Below are 14,609 nucleotides of genomic sequence, written 5' to 3'. Positions count from 1 at the left end.
GACGTTTCCAGCCTCGAGCCGGGAATGTCGCTGACGGCCAAGTGGCGCGGCAAGCCGATCTTCATCCGCAACCGTACGCCCGAGGAAGTGAAGGCTGCCGATGAGGTGCCGCTTTCCGACCTGAAGGACCCGGTGGCGCGCAACGCCAACCTGCCGTCCGACGCGCAGGCGACCGGCGTCGACCGTTCGGCCGGCAAGGACAAGGAAAACTGGATCGTCATGATCGGCTCGTGCACCCATCTCGGCTGCATCCCGCTCGGCCAGGCCGGCGAATACAATGGTTGGTTCTGTCCCTGCCATGGCTCGGTCTACGACACGGCCGGTCGCATCCGCAAAGGTCCGGCGCCGCAGAACCTGGCGATCCCGACCTATTCGTTCGTTTCCGATAAAGTAATCAAGATCGGTTGAGGGGGACTGATTTATGAGTGGCCATTCCAGCTACGAGCCATCAACCGGCCTTGAGAAGTGGATCGATGCGCGCCTGCCTTTGCCGCGCATGGTCTATGACAGTTTCGTCGCCTATCCGGTTCCGCGCAACCTGAACTATGCCTACACCTTCGGCGCCATGCTTTCGGTCATGCTCGTCGTGCAGATCCTGACCGGCGTCGTGCTGGCCATGCACTATGCGGCGGAAACGACGGTTGCCTTCAACTCCGTCGAAAAGATCATGCGTGACGTCAACCACGGCTGGCTGCTGCGCTATATGCACGCCAACGGCGCGTCGTTCTTCTTCGTTGCCGTCTACCTGCACATCGCCCGCGGTCTCTACTACGGCTCCTACAAGGCGCCGCGCGAGATCCTCTGGATCCTCGGCGTCCTCATCTACCTGCTGATGATGGCGACCGGCTTCATGGGCTACGTTCTGCCCTGGGGCCAGATGTCCTTCTGGGGCGCGACCGTCATCACCGGCTTCTTCTCGGCATTCCCGCTGGTCGGCGAGTGGATCCAGCAGTTCCTGCTCGGCGGCTTTGCCGTCGACAACCCGACGCTGAACCGCTTCTTCTCGCTGCACTACCTGCTGCCCTTCGTCATTGCCGGCGTCGTCGTCCTGCACATCTGGGCGCTGCATGTCGTCGGCCAGACGAACCCGACCGGCGTCGAGGTGAAGACCAAGACCGACACGGTTCGCTTCACGCCCTACGCGACGTTGAAGGATGCGCTTGGCGTTTCGATCTTCCTGCTGGTCTACGCCTACTTCGTCTTCTACATGCCGAACTTCCTCGGCCATCCGGACAACTACATCCCGGCTGACCCGTTGAAGACGCCGGCCCATATCGTTCCGGAATGGTACTTCCTGCCGTTCTACGCGATGCTGCGCTCGATCACCTTCAACATCGGACCGATCGACTCGAAGCTGGCCGGCGTCCTCGTCATGTTCGGCGCCATCATCGTGCTGTTCTTCGTGCCCTGGCTCGATACCTCGAAGGTGCGTTCGGCGGCTTATCGCCCTTGGTACAAGCTGTTCTTCTGGCTGTTCGTCGCCAATGCCATCGTCCTCGGCTGGCTCGGCTCGCGTCCTGCCGAAGGCACCTACGTGATCATGTCGCAGCTTGGCACTCTCTTCTACTTCGCCTTCTTCCTGGTGATCATGCCGGTTCTCGGCCTCGTCGAGACGCCGCGCCGCTTGCCCAACTCGATTACGGAAGCGGTTCTGGAAAAGCGCAACAAGGTGGCGGCCGCCGAGCCGGTCAAGGCCTGAGCGTGCGACAGGAAGGGAAGAGACACATGAACAAGCTTGTTACCAGCCTCCTGTCGCTGGCCGTCGTCGCTGGTTTGAGCGGCGCGGCACTTGCCCAGGAAACCACCCCGAACGGGGCCGCGCCGGCAGAGCATGCCGAAGGCGCAACGCCGCACTATCCGCTCATGCATCCGAAGCATGAGCACTGGACCTTTGCCGGCCCGCTCGGCCATTACGACAAGGGCCAGCTGCAGCGCGGCCTGAAGGTCTACACGGAAGTCTGCGCCGCCTGTCACTCGATGAGCCTCGTGCCGTTCCGCACGCTCGGAGCTCTCGGCTACTCGGACGCACAGGTGAAGGCCTTGGCCGCCAACTACGAGGTTCAGGATGGCCCGAATGCCAGCGGTGACATGTTCACCCGCAAGGCCATTCCGTCGGACCATTTCCCGTCGCCGTTCCCGAACCACGAGGCGGCGGCTGCCGCCAACAATGGTGCGGCGCCGCCGGACTTCTCGCTGATCGCCAAGGCGCGCGGCATCGAGCGCGGCTTCCCGCAGTTCCTGATCGACATGATCCCGTTCGTCGGCGGCTATCAGGAAGGCGGTCCGGACTACATCTACTCGCTGCTGACCGGCTACGACCAGCAGCCGCCGGCCGGCGTCCAGGTGGCCGAGGGCACGCATTACAACCCGTACTTCGCCGGTGCTGCTGCGCTCGCCATGCCAAAGCCGCTCTCCGACGGCCAGGTCACCTATGACGACGGCTCGCCGGCGACGGTCGACCAGTACGCCAAGGACGTCGCTTCCTTCCTGATGTGGGCCGCCGAGCCGCATCTCGAGGAGCGCAAGCGCACCGGCTTCATGGTCATGGTCTTCCTGGTCATCTTCTCCGGACTGATCTACCTGACCAAGCGCTCCGTCTACGCAAACAAGGAACACTGAGGGATTTGCCCAGAGTTTAGGGAAAGGCGGCCTTCGGGCCGCCTTTTTTGTTGGTTCCGGCACTGGCAGTTGATAGGGTGCAGCCGAATTGAAGCCCTGCAGAATACGGACATTCCATGAGTGATACGATTTCGGAGCTAGCAGCCAGCATCCGCTCCATCCCGGACTACCCCAAGCCCGGTATCATTTTTCGCGACATTACCACGCTTCTCGGCAATCCGCGTGCCTTCCGCCGCGCCGTTGATGAACTGGTCCAACCCTATGCGGGCCTGAAGATCGACAAGATTGCCGGAACCGAAGCGCGGGGCTTCATCCTGGGCGGCGCCGTCGCACACCAGCTCTCCGCCGGGTTTGTGCCGATCCGGAAGAAAGGCAAACTGCCACGCGATACGGTGCGCGTTGCTTACAGCCTTGAATATGGCGTGGACGAGATGGAAATGCACCTGGATGCTGTTCAGCCGGGCGAGAAGGTTATCCTCGTCGACGACCTGATTGCGACCGGAGGAACGGCCGTCGCCGCCACGCAGCTTCTACGGCAGATGGGGGCGGAGGTTGTTTCTGCCTGCTTCGTCATCGACCTGCCGGACCTTGGCGGTCGCCGAAAACTGGAAGAGCTTGGCGTGGACGTTCGCACGCTGGTGGAATTCGCGGGCCACTGAGGCCCGCGACTATTCAAATTCGATGACGGTGCTTTCGAACCGGACCACCGGCGTGCCGTCAGCGAGCACCCCCTCGCAAAAAATGGTGTTCAAGCGACGCCCCGGGCGGGACACCAGCGGGCGGCTCGAAAGCAGCGTGACGGAATAGGTCACTTCCTCGTCGGCAAAGACCGGCCGGAGCCATTGAAGTTTCGTGAAGCCGGGAGAGGGGCCAAGCTTGGGCGGCTTGATACCCTCGCTTGCCAGTCGCGCGCATTCTGCGCTCCAGTAGGCAACGAAGGTTTTCATCCATGCCGCGCAGGTGTGCCATCCCGACGCGCAAAGGCCGCCAAAGAGCGAAGACTTCGCTGCCTCGGCATCCAAATGGAACCGCTGCGGGTCGAAGCGCTCCGCGAAGTGTACGATGCGCGCGGCCGTGAACAGGTAGCTGCCGATTTCTGTCTTTTCGCCACTGGCGTAGCGTTCAGCCATGATCATGCGGTCTTCTCCAGCATGTCACGCAGGGCGAACATGATCGAGTTCTCTGAGAGGCAGACGAGTTCGCCCTTCTGGTTTTCGACCTCGTGGCGAAATTTCACCATACCGATGCCCGGTCTCGAGCGCAGCGCGCGCGACTCGATGACCGTCGAATGGCCGGAGAGCGTATCGCCGGCAAGGACAGGCTTTCGCCATTCCATGAAATCGACACCGGGCGCACCTTGGGAGAACGAATTGACGAGAAAGCTCTCCGCCATCATGCGCATGAACAGCGCGGACGTGTGCCAGCCGGATGCCGCCAGTCCACCGAGAATGCTGGCGCGGCCCGCTGCCTCGTCGACATGCATCGGCTGCGGGTCGAATTCGCGCGCGAACTCGATGATCTCCTCTGCCGTTACTGCTCTCGGGCCGAGCGCAAAACGCCGACCCGGCTGAAAATCTTCAAAGGCGAGTTTCTGATCGGACAAATTCTTCTTCACCTCGTAGGAGTTTCAGAACGACTACAATAGCACTCGACGCGACTCAACGATTCCCACGAGATTTTGAACATGCCAGAACTGAAGTTGATCCTCGATGAGGCTGAGCGTGAAGGCATCATTGCGCGCCAGGCTGCTGACCGGCTACTGCCGTTCCTGATTGCGCGCGGCGTCAAGGTCGATCAGCCTTCGCCCGAATTGCACAGACCGTTGGCGCCTTTTTCGGATACCGAAACGCCGAGCTTCGTGCGCGGCTTTCACGACGTCCTGATAACCATCGGCATCATCGTAGCTTTGGCCGGCCTTTGGGGCATCGCTTCGATCTATGCCGTGCTGCCGGCAATCGTTGTCCTTGCCGAGGTCCTTGTTCGGCGTCAAAGGCTGGCGCTGCCGGCCGTTGCGCTAACGATCGCACTTGCCGTCTGGACGGCAAGTTCGGCCGCGCAGTGGCTGGACGACTCACTTTCCTTCGTCGCGATAGGTGGCAACGTTGCGCTGCAGTACACCCTTGCCTTTCCAGTCGTGCTGGGGCTCTTCTATCTGCTTTATCGCGTACCGCTCGCGCTCGCCCTGACGATCATGGGGGCGGCTGTGGTCTTTCTGCAGTTGGTCCTGCGCGCGCTTGGCTGGCTGACCGGCGATCCTCTGTTCGAGGTCAATCATCCGCTCGTGTTGTCGATCATCGCGATCGCGTGTGCGGTCGGTCTTTTTGCCTTGGCCATGACATTCGACCTGCGGGACCCGCTGCGTCGTACAGTCAATTCCGACGTTGCCTTCTGGCTTCATTTGGGTGCCGCGCCGGCTTTGCTCTATAGCGTCATTTCGCTTGCGGGGCTCAGCGGCGGTACGCTTGCCGCGTTGCAGACCGTGTCGTTTCGCACGCCGGTGGTCATCGCGACCGTCATCGCGCTCATGCTGATCGGGCTTGTCATCGACCGGCGTGCCTTCGTGACATCGGGATTGGTATCGCTGGGCTTTGCTGTCTACGGCATCTTCCGCCAGGGGGACGCGCGCGTCGATACCTATATTTACATCACGCTTCTGACCGTTGGCGTGATCGTGCTCGTCATTGGGACCGGATGGATGCCGCTTCGGCGGTTCGTGATGCGCCGGCTGCCGGTTGCGATCCAGGAGAAACTGCCGCCGGCATAGGCGGCAGTCGCCTCGGTTCCGCTTTAGGTGTTGAAGCGGAAGTGGATCACGTCGCCGTCCTGGACGACATATTCCTTGCCTTCGTCACGGCCCTTGCCTGCTTCCTTGGCGCCGACTTCACCCTTGAAGTTGATGTAGTCGTCGTAGGAGATGGTGAAGGCGCGGATGAAGCCGCGTTCGAAGTCGGTGTGGATGACGCCGGCAGCCTGTGGCGCCTTGGTGCCGCGAACGATCGTCCAGGCGCGGGTTTCCTTGGGGCCGACGGTGAAATAGGTGATCAGGTCGAGCAGATGGTAACCGGCACGGATCAGCCGGTCCAGCCCGGCTTCCTCGAGGCCGAGCGCCGATAGGAACTCGGTTGCTTCTTCTTCGGGAAGCTGGGCCACTTCGGACTCGATCGCGGCCGAGATGATGACGCATTCGGCGCCCTGCTTCTCGGCCATGGCGGCGACTGCCTTTGTGTGTTCGTTGCCGGTCGAAGCGTCGGCTTCCGCGACGTTGCAGACATAAAGGACCGGATGCGACGTCAGGAGGTTGAGGCCCTTGAGGATCTCGATCTCCTCGGCCGCCAGCGTCTTCAAGAGCAGGCGTGCGGGCTTGCCTTCGTTCAGCAGCTTGATCACGGCTTCCATGACCGGCAGCTGTGCCATCGAGTCCTTGTCTTTGCCGGTGGCGCGCTTGCGGGTCTGCTCGACGCGGCGCTCAAGGCTTTCGAGGTCGGCGAGCATCAGCTCGGTCTCGATCGTGTCGGCATCGCCGACCGGGTTGATGCGGCCCTCGACGTGGGTGATGTCGTCGTCCTCGAAGCAGCGCAGCACATGCACGACGGCATCGACTTCCCGGATGTTGGCGAGGAACTTGTTGCCGAGACCTTCACCCTTCGACGCGCCGCGCACCAAGCCGGCGATGTCGACGAAGGAGATGCGGGTCGGGATGATTTCCTTGGAGCCGGCGATTGCCGCCAGCTTCTGCATGCGGGGATCTGGAACGGCGACTTCGCCGGTGTTCGGCTCGATCGTGCAGAAGGGATAGTTTGCCGCTTGCGCTGCTGCCGTTTTGGTGAGCGCGTTGAAGAGTGTCGATTTGCCGACATTCGGCAGACCGACGATACCGCATTTGAAGCCCATGGCCTGAAAACCTGCTGTTCTTGAATTCGTTGGTGCTGGCTATGGGATAAAACGCGCCTTGCGGTCAAGCTTTTAGCGCAAGTCTCTTGCATTCTGAGGGGTTGAACGCCCGCCCTTGCAGCGCAATATAGACATCGGCGAACGTTCTCGCCTCTCCATGTCATCAACGGGTGGGTTTCCGATGAGTGACAACGATATTGCCCTTAAACCGAAGACAAAGTCGAAGCCGAAGCTGGACCGGCCGAAGCTCTATAAGGTGATCCTTTTCAATGACGATTACACGCCGCGCGAATTCGTGGTGATGATCCTCAAGGTCGTCTTCCGCATGAGTGAGGAGACCGGCTACCGTGTGATGATGACGGCGCACAAGATGGGATCAAGCGTTGTTGTGGTCTGCACGAAGGATATCGCCGAGACGAAGGTCAAGGAGGCGATGGATTATGCCAAGGAGGCCGGTTTTCCGCTGATGTTGACGGCGGAGCCGGAGGAGTAGTTGTCGGCGCGCCGGACCTGATAGCCTGTCTTGTCCTGCGTGAAGCCGCAGTTCTCGTAGAAGCGCAGCGTCGCAGGATCCTTCGAGCCGGTTAGCAGCATCACCTTGTAACAGCCTGCTTTCCATGCGGTTTCGATGGCGTGCTGGAGAAGCACCCGTCCGTAGCCCCGCTGCCTGTAGCGGGCCTCCGTGACGACGTTTTCGATCAGCGCATAGGATGCACCATTCCTGGTCAGGTTGGGGACGACGATCAGCGTCACGGACGAAGCGGCGGTCTGACCCGCGATGCCGACGAAGACAGTCATTCCCGGTTGCGCGAGGATCGCTTCGAACCGCTCTTCGGCACGCTCGCGGTCGATGACCGGATCAGCAGGGTTTAGGTCATGGTAGAGAGCAAGCAGGCTCGGAAGGTCGGCGGCCTCGGCGGAACGAATGACGAGTTCGTCGATTGACATACTCAATCACCCTTGTTGCCGAACATCTTCTTCAGCATTTCGGCCATTGGTCCTGTTGTGGGCAACTTCGGCTGGTTGTTGTTGCGGGCCGCGCGGATATGAGACTTCGCCACCGGCTTTTTCTCTGGCTTCGGCGTTTCTTCTTCGGCCTTGCCGCCGAGTGCAAGCGCCAGCTTGTTCATCAGCTGGGAGTCTTCCTTGCGAACCAGCATGTCGGCGTTATCGGCAAGTGCATCCAGCAACGGCTCGAGCCAAGCCTGATCGGCCTTGGCGAAGTCGCCGAGCACGTGATGCTGCACCAATTCCTTGACACCAGGGTGGCCGATGCCGAGCCGCAGGCGGCGATATTCCTTGCCACAATGAGCGTCGAGCGATTTGATGCCGTTGTGACCGCCATGGCCGCCGCCCGTCTTGAGGCGTGCCTTGCCTGACGGCAGGTCGAGTTCATCATAGATTGCGACGAGGTCGGCCGGCTGCAGCTTGTAGAAGCGCATGGCCTCGCCGACGGCTTCGCCCGAGAGGTTCATATAGGTCTGCGGCTTGATGAGCAGCACCTTCTCGCCTGCAATTTCGCCTTCGGCGATCTCGGCCTTGAACTTCTTCGACCAGGGCGAAAAACTATGGCGGCGGTAGATGGCATCGACGGCCATGAAGCCGATGTTGTGGCGGTTTCCGGCGTATTTGCCACCGGGATTGCCGAGACCCGCGATAACAAGCATGGCTCGTTCATTCCTTGCAATGTGCTTTATGCGTTCACCACCGCGAAACGGCGTCAAAGTCAAGACGGCGAGACCGCAAACGCTGAAAAATCAGTCTGCGGGGCTCAGGCCATACGTGATGAAGATGGACTTCTGCGTGCCGTCGGCAATCAGCTTGTCCAGCGCCGCCTGCATCTTGGCCAGCAGGTCGCCAGGGAAGTCCTTTTCGCAGGCGATCCCCATTTGTTGCGTGGAAAGCACCGTGACCTTCTCCAAGGGTTGTTCTGCCTTGAGCTTCTCGAAGTAGATTTCGGTGATAGGCATCATGTCGATGCGGCCATTGAGCAGCTTGCGCAGCGTCGAATTGAAGTCAGTGGTGACGTCGAGCTTCGTGAAGCCGCTCTCCTTCAGTGTCATCTCCGTATAGTCTTCGCGCTGGGTACCGACCGTATACTTCTTGGCTTCCTCTAGATCCTTGGCTGCCACGCCGGAGCCCGTTCTGGTGATGAGGATGTTGCGATCGACCAGCAAGGGTTCGACCCATTTGAACATCGGGTCGCGCTTCGCATTGTGAGCGGTCGTAAAGACGCAGCTCATAGGGGTGGTCTGGGCAAGATTGTAGGCCCTGGCCCAAGGCATCATCTCGATCGTGTAGTCGATCCCGGCGTCCTTCATCACTTTTTCGACCTGCTCGACCGACGCGCCTTTTACGGTCTTTCCGTCGCGGTAGCTGAAGGGAGGGTATTCCTCCGTGGCGAGTGTGACGCCGGCGGCAATGGCATGTGTCGAGGCACCGAGGCTCAACAGAATAGAAAGCAGCAGTCTCTTCATCGTGTTGCTCTTCTTCCCCGGTTCACGAAGCTCGTGCGATGAGCTGGCCCGACGCTGACAGGCGCTCGATCAGAGCGGCGGCATGCTGCGGACGATGGAATAGGTATCCCTGACCGAAGTCGAGGCCCATATCGCGCAGCGTGTGGCATTCGTCCTCGGTCTCGATACCCTCGGCGATAACGGTGCAGCCCATCCTGTGGGACAGCGTCGTGATGCTCTCCACCAGCGTGCGGCTCTTCTGGCGAACGTCGTCGTTGGCGTCGTTTATTGACCGGGTGAACGACTGGTCGATCTTGATGATGTCGACCGGGAAGCGATTGAGATAGCTCAGCGACGAATAGCCCGTGCCGAAGTCGTCGAGGGCAATCCGGCAGCCGAAGCGGCGCATCTCGGTAACGATAGTGCGGATCAGCGGATTGTTATGCATCAACACTGCCTCCGTGATTTCGACGACGATGCGCTGCGGGAGGATGCCATGGCGGCCAAGCAATGCGGCAAGGCGCGCGGGCAGGGCGGCTTCGAACTGCAAAGGAGAGAAGTTGATGGCGAGATAGCTGTCCTGCATGCCCGGCAGCCTGGAAATGGCTGCAAGGTGGGCGATCGCCTTCTCCATAATGACATTTCCGACGCGAATGATCTTGCCCGTCTCCTCCGCGACATTGATGATCTCGGCCGGCGCCATCAAACCCTTTTGCGGATGGTTCAGGCGCATCAGCGCCTCAAAACCGGCGACTCCGCGGCCGTTGAGGCTGACAATCGGCTGCAAATAGGCGTCGAACCAATCCTCCGCGAGGCCTGCCTCGATGTAGGTCTCGATTTCGGCGCGAGCCCTAGTGTGGTCCATCATGCGGTTGTCGAAGAGCTGCGCACCGTTCTTGCCGTCGCGCTTCTTCGCGTACATGGCCATGTCAGACTTCTGCAACAGCTCGGCAGCGTTCGCGGCATGACGCGGGTAGATGGCAATGCCGACGCTGGCGCTCAAGTGCAGGTCCGGACCGAACGGCTCGACAAAGATGGAGGCAATCTGATCGGCCATCGCGCCCGCCCGCCGCGCGGCATCTTTTGCCGGCAGAAGGATTGCGAATTCGTCGCCGCCCAGGCGTGCCGCCTGGTCCGATGGCGCCAGATGCATCCTCAATCGGTCTACAAACTCCCGAAGAGCCCTGTCACCCTCGGCATGGCCGAGATTGTCGTTGATCCATTTGAAACGGTCGAGGTCGACGAACAGGCAGGCAAGTTCCTGACCGAGCGCGTCCGCCTGCTGAATTTTGGTATCGAGCACGGACTCGAAACCCTGACGGTTCAGCAGGCCGGTCAGATGGTCGCGGATTGCTTGCTCGTGATTGCGTGCCTCGGAAGCTTTCAGCTCGGTGACATCGGTCATTACCGACAGCGAGAGCCGGTCATGACCCGCGGTGGCTGCTGTCGATTCGAGGATGAGCACATCCATGATGCTGCCGCTGGCGCATATGAACTTGACCGTCACGTCGAATGCGGCGCCGCCATCGAGGTCATTCTTGCGCCCGAGGAAGGCCTCACGCGTATCTGGTGTAACGAGGTCTGCAAACCTGCGGCCGACCACCTGCGGCCGCTCATAGCCGGTCGCGACGAGCCAATAGTCGCTGACCGCGGTTATGCGGTCATCCTCGTCGAGCGAGAACAGCATCGCCGGCGTCAGGTCGTAAATGTCGACGGCACGGCGATGTGCGAGCTTCAATTCGCGCTCCTCGCTTTCGAGCTTCGACTGCATCTCATTGAAGCCGCTGGCGAGACGTCCCATCTCGTCGTTCGATTGCCAGTTGACGTGATGACGCGAGCCCAGCTGGCGGGTTGCCTCGACGGCTGCCGTCAGGCGCATCAGTGGCCGGATGATGAAGATTCGATTGCCGATCAAGGCGGCGCTGAAGACGGCCAGCACCGCGAAGATGAAGATCGACATGAAGACGATCTCTTCGTGCTTGAGGCCGGAGAAGAGACCGAGCGCTGGATAGAACACGGAGATCGTGCCCAGGTTCTTCGGGCCGTCGATCGTGTTGTATATGATCGCGCGCGACACCTGGACGAGGTTGCCGTTGAACGACTTCGGTATGGTCGACTGCGTGACGTCCAGCTGGCCGGACTGGTCGCGAACCTGGACCTTGACGATCGCGCCCTGCGAAACGATCGTCGCGCTGATCTGCGTCACGCTGTCATCATCAAGGTCCCAGAGCGGCTTGGCGAGGGCCTGAGAATTGGCGACAAGAAGAACCGAGATGTGGTCGCGTATTTCCTTGTCTGCGCGCTCGGAAGAAAGAAAAAGAAAAAGGACGAACAGTGGAGCAACGAAGAGCAGCAAAGCTCCGCAAATGATTGCCAAAAAACGATTTTCAACGGAATTGTGCATTGTTCCGTTTTGCTCCCAGCCGCACTTTGCATTCACGGTTTTCGACGCCCGTGGGTCTTTCAAAAACGTACCGGCATGCTTCCATGAAATGTATTAAATGTTGCTGAAACAGGCTCCTTGCAACCAATGAAAAGGGCCCGCCTTCGAGAGAAAGCGGGCCCTATGCTTTACAAATTATGGAAGCGATCAGGCTTCTGCTTCGCCTTCTTCTGCAACCGTTTCGTCAACGCCGCCAGCCGGGGCGATGACCGTCGCAATCGTGAAGTCGCGATCGGAAATGGTCGGCGTTACACCCTTCGGCAGGGTAAGGTCGGAAATGTGGATGCTGTCGCCGATCTTCTTGCCGTTCAGGTCAACGTTGAAGAATTCCGGGATCGCATCAGCCGGGCAGTGAACTTCGATTTCGTGACGAACGATGTTCAGGACGCCGCCAGCCTTGAGACCCTGGGACTTCTCTTCGTTGATGAAGTGAACCGGGATTTCAACCGTGACCTGGGTGTTGCCGGAAACGCGCAGGAAGTCCACGTGCATCGTGAAGTCACGGACGGGATCCAGCTGGTAGTCCTTCGGCAGAACCTTGTACTTCTTGCCGTCGACCTCGATGGTCGCGATCGTGGTCATGAAACCACCGGCATGAATGCGCTTCGTCACCTCATTGGTGTTGAGAGCGATAGAAATGGGGGCCTGCTTGTCACCATAGATGACAGCGGGAATCAAACCGTTGCGGCGAAGTTCACGGGCGGACCCCTTACCAACCCGTTCGCGCGCCTCGGCCTTGAGCTCGTAGCTTTCGTGGCTCATGACTTTTCCTTCCGAGGTTATTTGGAGAGCCCCGCGGAGGCCTATGCTTGCCGCGGAACTGGAGGCGGGTTACCCCATCCTCATCCGCGTTGCCTCCAAGGGTGTCTGCGCGGACGCGTGCGCTATAGTATAGATGTGACGGAAACGCAAGCTGGTGCCTTACTGGTGGCGCGGATCATGGTGCGGGACAAGCACTTGGCGAGTGGCACCAGGCAACGGTTGCAGAAGTTGAAGCGGATCGCGAAGGCTTAACTATACGGCCGGATTTCCCCCAGAGATTAAGTAATACAAAATGTCGGCGCGGTTATGAAGGCCAAAACGCAACCTGGTCTCTCCGATGCCACGTCTCCTTACCTGCATTGCAGCCGAACACAGCTGGCCGCACCTGATCTTTGCAACCGTGATCTGCCTGCTTGGCTCGCTACTCACGGTACGGCTTTTTTCGCGGGTTCGGCGCACCCATGGGTTCCAGAAATTCAATTGGCTGTTCCTGTCAGGGTTCGTCGGCGGCGCGACAATTTGGACGACCCATTTCATCGCCATGCTTGGCTTCCGCGCGCCGACGCTCAGCGGTTATGAGTCGGATCTGACGCTGCTGTCGCTTTTCATCGGCATCGCCTCCGCCATGATCGGCTTTTCGGTCGCCTCGATGCGAAGCCAGGACGCGCTTGTCGAGGCCGGGGGCGCAATCGTCGGCCTTGGTGTCGCAGCGATGCATTACGTCGGTATTGCCGGCTACAAGGTGGCCGGCGAGGTCCAATGGAATACTGCCTATGTCGTTACCTCGCTGATTGCGGCGGCCGGTTTTGGCGCGCTCATGGCGCGCCGGGTTGTGCGGCCGACGGCACGCTTCAGCCCGGTTGGGGCGGCCTTGCCGCTGATCCTTGCGATCGTTTCCACGCATTTCCTCGGCATGGCGGGCATGACGATCGTCCCGGATGTGACGGTCGCAGTTCCTCGCGAAATTCTCTCGGTGGGCGTGATGACCAGCTTGGTCGGTACCGTCATGGTCATCATCCTGCTCCTCGGAGCATCCACCTACATTATCGACATGCAGTCGACGGAAGCGGCCGTCGCTCGCTATCGTCATCTCTCGCTTCACGATCCACTGACGAACCTCGCAAACCGCGCGGCGCTGAACGAACATCTCGCCACCGTGACCAAACGGACCCATGAAATCGGCTGGAATGTCGCCGCTCTCTGCTTCGACCTCGATCGTTTCAAGGAGATCAACGATGTGCATGGTCACGCGGCTGGCGACGCCGTGCTGCGGGCGATCGGCGAGCGGCTGGTGAAGGTCATGCAAAAGGGACAGTTCGTGGCCCGGATCGGCGGCGATGAATTTGTGGTCGTCATGCGCGATCACGTTGGCCGCTCCGAGGCCAGAAGTGTTGCGCAGCGCCTGCTCGACGAGATCGAGCGACCGGTCGAGTGGAACGGCCAGTCGCTTAGCGTCGGGTCCAGCATCGGCATCTCCAGCTTTCCGGATAAGGCGCGCACCGTCGATGACCTGCTTTCGCAGGCTGACGTTGCCATGTATCGTGCCAAGACGACGGCAGGGAGCAGTATCTGCTTTTACGATCCCTCGATGGACGAAGCAGCGCGGGAACGAAGTGCGCTGGCGATCGAGATGCGCGAAGGGCTGAAGAGGGGCGAATTCGAACTCTTTTATCAGCAGCAGAACGATACCATGACACGTGCGGTGTTGGGTTTCGAGGTGTTGCTGCGCTGGAAACACCCGACGCGCGGCTACATCTCGCCGGTCGAATTCATCCCGATCGCCGAGAAAACGGGTTTCATCATGGAGCTCGGCGAATGGGTGTTGCGTAACGCCTGCGTGGAAGCGGCCAGCTGGAAGAACCCCTTGAGCATAGCGGTTAATGTCGCGGCCCAACAGCTCGCAGACAGCCGCCTGCCGCAGATTGTACAGCAGATTCTCGCCGAAACGGGTCTGGTGCCGCCACGCCTCGAACTCGAGATTACGGAGACCGGCATCATTGCCGACCACGGGCACGCGTTGAACGCCATCCGCCGGCTGAAGGAGCTCGGCGTCAAGGTGGCAATGGACGACTACGGCACCGGCTATTCGTCTCTCTCCACGCTTCAGAGCTTCCCGTTCGACAAGATCAAGATCGACCGTGCTTTTGTCGATGGCGTCGTCACCAACAAGCAGTCGGCAGCGATCGTTCGCTCAACGCTCATTCTTGCACAGAGCCTTGATATTCCGGTTCTCGCCGAAGGCGTAGAACGCGAAGAGCACGTCGATTTCCTTCGCCGCGAAGGTTGCCTTCAGGTGCAGGGCTTCCTCTTCGGAAAGCCGATGCCACGTCCAGACATCGAGGCCCTCGTCAATGGCGATGGAACAGGCGCGACAGATCGCCAGGTCGTTGCTTCGAGGGCCGATGCGGCGGCCTGACCACCGCACTGCAACACGGCTT

Annotated in this window: 15 protein-coding genes; 7 read left to right on the top strand and 8 right to left on the bottom strand. The window is 60.2% G+C overall.

Going from position 1 to position 14,609, the window contains the following annotated elements; all coding sequences use genetic code 11:
- The 4 genes from petA to AS026_RS26470 form a co-directional block, all read left to right on the top strand.
- Positions 1 to 408 (top strand): ubiquinol-cytochrome c reductase iron-sulfur subunit (gene petA, locus AS026_RS26485; protein WP_062372895.1); only part of this gene is annotated, 408 nt, incomplete at its 5' end.
- A gap of 13 nt (positions 409 to 421) precedes the next feature.
- Complete coding sequence (locus AS026_RS26480) at positions 422 to 1,699, top strand: cytochrome b (RefSeq protein WP_062368221.1); 1,278 nt, start codon at positions 422 to 424, stop codon at positions 1,697 to 1,699.
- Between the two features lie 26 nt (positions 1,700 to 1,725).
- Complete coding sequence (locus tag AS026_RS26475) at positions 1,726 to 2,619, top strand: cytochrome c1 (protein WP_062372868.1); 894 nt, start codon at positions 1,726 to 1,728, stop codon at positions 2,617 to 2,619.
- Positions 2,620 to 2,735: 116 nt separating this feature from the next.
- Positions 2,736 to 3,278, top strand: a complete 543-nt coding sequence (locus AS026_RS26470) for an adenine phosphoribosyltransferase (RefSeq protein ID WP_018857243.1) — start codon at positions 2,736 to 2,738, stop codon at positions 3,276 to 3,278.
- Positions 3,279 to 3,287: 9 nt separating this feature from the next.
- Here the strand turns inward: AS026_RS26470 and AS026_RS26465 are convergent, their stop codons facing one another.
- Positions 3,288 to 3,755: a MaoC family dehydratase gene (locus AS026_RS26465; RefSeq protein WP_062372866.1), complete on the bottom strand. Its 468-nt coding sequence runs from the start codon at positions 3,753 to 3,755 to the stop codon at positions 3,288 to 3,290.
- Entirely contained in the window at positions 3,752 to 4,222 is a 471-nt protein-coding gene (locus AS026_RS26460) for a MaoC family dehydratase (RefSeq protein WP_025661707.1), read from the bottom strand. The genes AS026_RS26465 and AS026_RS26460 overlap by 4 nt, the downstream gene beginning before the upstream one ends.
- An 81-nt stretch (positions 4,223 to 4,303) precedes the next feature.
- Here AS026_RS26460 and AS026_RS26455 point away from each other — a divergent pair, with 81 nt between their 5' ends.
- Positions 4,304 to 5,383 (top strand): hypothetical protein, encoded by a 1,080-nt coding sequence (locus tag AS026_RS26455; RefSeq protein ID WP_062372862.1) that lies wholly within the window; start codon positions 4,304 to 4,306, stop codon positions 5,381 to 5,383.
- Between the two features lie 23 nt (positions 5,384 to 5,406).
- Here the strand turns inward: AS026_RS26455 and ychF are convergent, their stop codons facing one another.
- On the bottom strand, positions 5,407 to 6,510 hold the full coding sequence (ychF, locus tag AS026_RS26450; RefSeq protein WP_018857239.1) for a redox-regulated ATPase YchF: 1,104 nt from the start codon (positions 6,508 to 6,510) through the stop codon (positions 5,407 to 5,409).
- Between the two features lie 181 nt (positions 6,511 to 6,691).
- Here ychF and clpS point away from each other — a divergent pair, with 181 nt between their 5' ends.
- On the top strand, positions 6,692 to 7,003 hold the full coding sequence (gene clpS / locus AS026_RS26445; RefSeq protein WP_025661709.1) for an ATP-dependent Clp protease adapter ClpS: 312 nt from the start codon (positions 6,692 to 6,694) through the stop codon (positions 7,001 to 7,003).
- Here the strand turns inward: clpS and AS026_RS26440 are convergent.
- From AS026_RS26440 to AS026_RS26420, 5 genes are all read right to left on the bottom strand, one after another.
- On the bottom strand, positions 6,949 to 7,458 hold the full coding sequence (locus AS026_RS26440; RefSeq protein ID WP_062372859.1) for a GNAT family N-acetyltransferase: 510 nt from the start codon (positions 7,456 to 7,458) through the stop codon (positions 6,949 to 6,951). The genes clpS and AS026_RS26440 overlap by 55 nt on opposite strands.
- Positions 7,459 to 7,460: 2 nt before the next feature.
- Positions 7,461 to 8,177: an aminoacyl-tRNA hydrolase gene (gene pth, locus AS026_RS26435; protein ID WP_018857236.1), complete on the bottom strand. Its 717-nt coding sequence runs from the start codon at positions 8,175 to 8,177 to the stop codon at positions 7,461 to 7,463.
- Between the two features lie 90 nt (positions 8,178 to 8,267).
- Entirely contained in the window at positions 8,268 to 8,987 is a 720-nt protein-coding gene (locus tag AS026_RS26430; protein ID WP_018857235.1) for a substrate-binding periplasmic protein, read from the bottom strand.
- A 22-nt stretch (positions 8,988 to 9,009) separates the two neighbouring features.
- Positions 9,010 to 11,370, bottom strand: a complete 2,361-nt coding sequence (locus AS026_RS26425; RefSeq protein ID WP_062372856.1) for an EAL domain-containing protein — start codon at positions 11,368 to 11,370, stop codon at positions 9,010 to 9,012.
- 186 nt (positions 11,371 to 11,556) lie between these two features.
- Positions 11,557 to 12,171 (bottom strand): 50S ribosomal protein L25/general stress protein Ctc, encoded by a 615-nt coding sequence (locus AS026_RS26420; RefSeq protein WP_018857233.1) that lies wholly within the window; start codon positions 12,169 to 12,171, stop codon positions 11,557 to 11,559.
- Positions 12,172 to 12,508: 337 nt separating this feature from the next.
- Here AS026_RS26420 and AS026_RS26415 point away from each other — a divergent pair, with 337 nt between their 5' ends.
- Positions 12,509 to 14,587: a putative bifunctional diguanylate cyclase/phosphodiesterase gene (locus AS026_RS26415; protein WP_062372853.1), complete on the top strand. Its 2,079-nt coding sequence runs from the start codon at positions 12,509 to 12,511 to the stop codon at positions 14,585 to 14,587.
- The last annotated feature ends 22 nt before the right edge of the window (positions 14,588 to 14,609 follow it).

The organism is Rhizobium altiplani, from assembly GCF_001542405.1.
GTDB lineage: Bacteria > Pseudomonadota > Alphaproteobacteria > Rhizobiales > Rhizobiaceae > Rhizobium > Rhizobium altiplani.
Note: the sequence above shows the minus strand (reverse complement) of the source record. Positions and strands in the feature narration are given on the sequence as shown.

Bases quoted from the DNA above. Each gene is read 5' to 3' on its own strand.
- AS026_RS26480 (WP_062368221.1), top strand. From the start codon at position 422: ATGAGTGGCCATTCCAGCTACGAGCCATCAACCGGCCTTGAGAAGTGG.
- AS026_RS26475 (WP_062372868.1), top strand. From the start codon at position 1,726: ATGAACAAGCTTGTTACCAGCCTCCTGTCGCTGGCCGTCGTCGCTGGT.
- AS026_RS26470 (WP_018857243.1), top strand. From the start codon at position 2,736: ATGAGTGATACGATTTCGGAGCTAGCAGCCAGCATCCGCTCCATCCCG.
- AS026_RS26465 (WP_062372866.1), bottom strand. From the start codon at position 3,755: ATGATCATGGCTGAACGCTACGCCAGTGGCGAAAAGACAGAAATCGGC.
- AS026_RS26455 (WP_062372862.1), top strand. From the start codon at position 4,304: ATGCCAGAACTGAAGTTGATCCTCGATGAGGCTGAGCGTGAAGGCATC.
- ychF (WP_018857239.1), bottom strand. From the start codon at position 6,510: ATGGGCTTCAAATGCGGTATCGTCGGTCTGCCGAATGTCGGCAAATCG.
- clpS (WP_025661709.1), top strand. From the start codon at position 6,692: ATGAGTGACAACGATATTGCCCTTAAACCGAAGACAAAGTCGAAGCCG.
- AS026_RS26440 (WP_062372859.1), bottom strand. From the start codon at position 7,458: ATGTCAATCGACGAACTCGTCATTCGTTCCGCCGAGGCCGCCGACCTT.
- pth (WP_018857236.1), bottom strand. From the start codon at position 8,177: ATGCTTGTTATCGCGGGTCTCGGCAATCCCGGTGGCAAATACGCCGGA.
- AS026_RS26430 (WP_018857235.1), bottom strand. From the start codon at position 8,987: ATGAAGAGACTGCTGCTTTCTATTCTGTTGAGCCTCGGTGCCTCGACA.
- AS026_RS26425 (WP_062372856.1), bottom strand. From the start codon at position 11,370: ATGCACAATTCCGTTGAAAATCGTTTTTTGGCAATCATTTGCGGAGCT.
- AS026_RS26420 (WP_018857233.1), bottom strand. From the start codon at position 12,171: ATGAGCCACGAAAGCTACGAGCTCAAGGCCGAGGCGCGCGAACGGGTT.
- AS026_RS26415 (WP_062372853.1), top strand. From the start codon at position 12,509: ATGCCACGTCTCCTTACCTGCATTGCAGCCGAACACAGCTGGCCGCAC.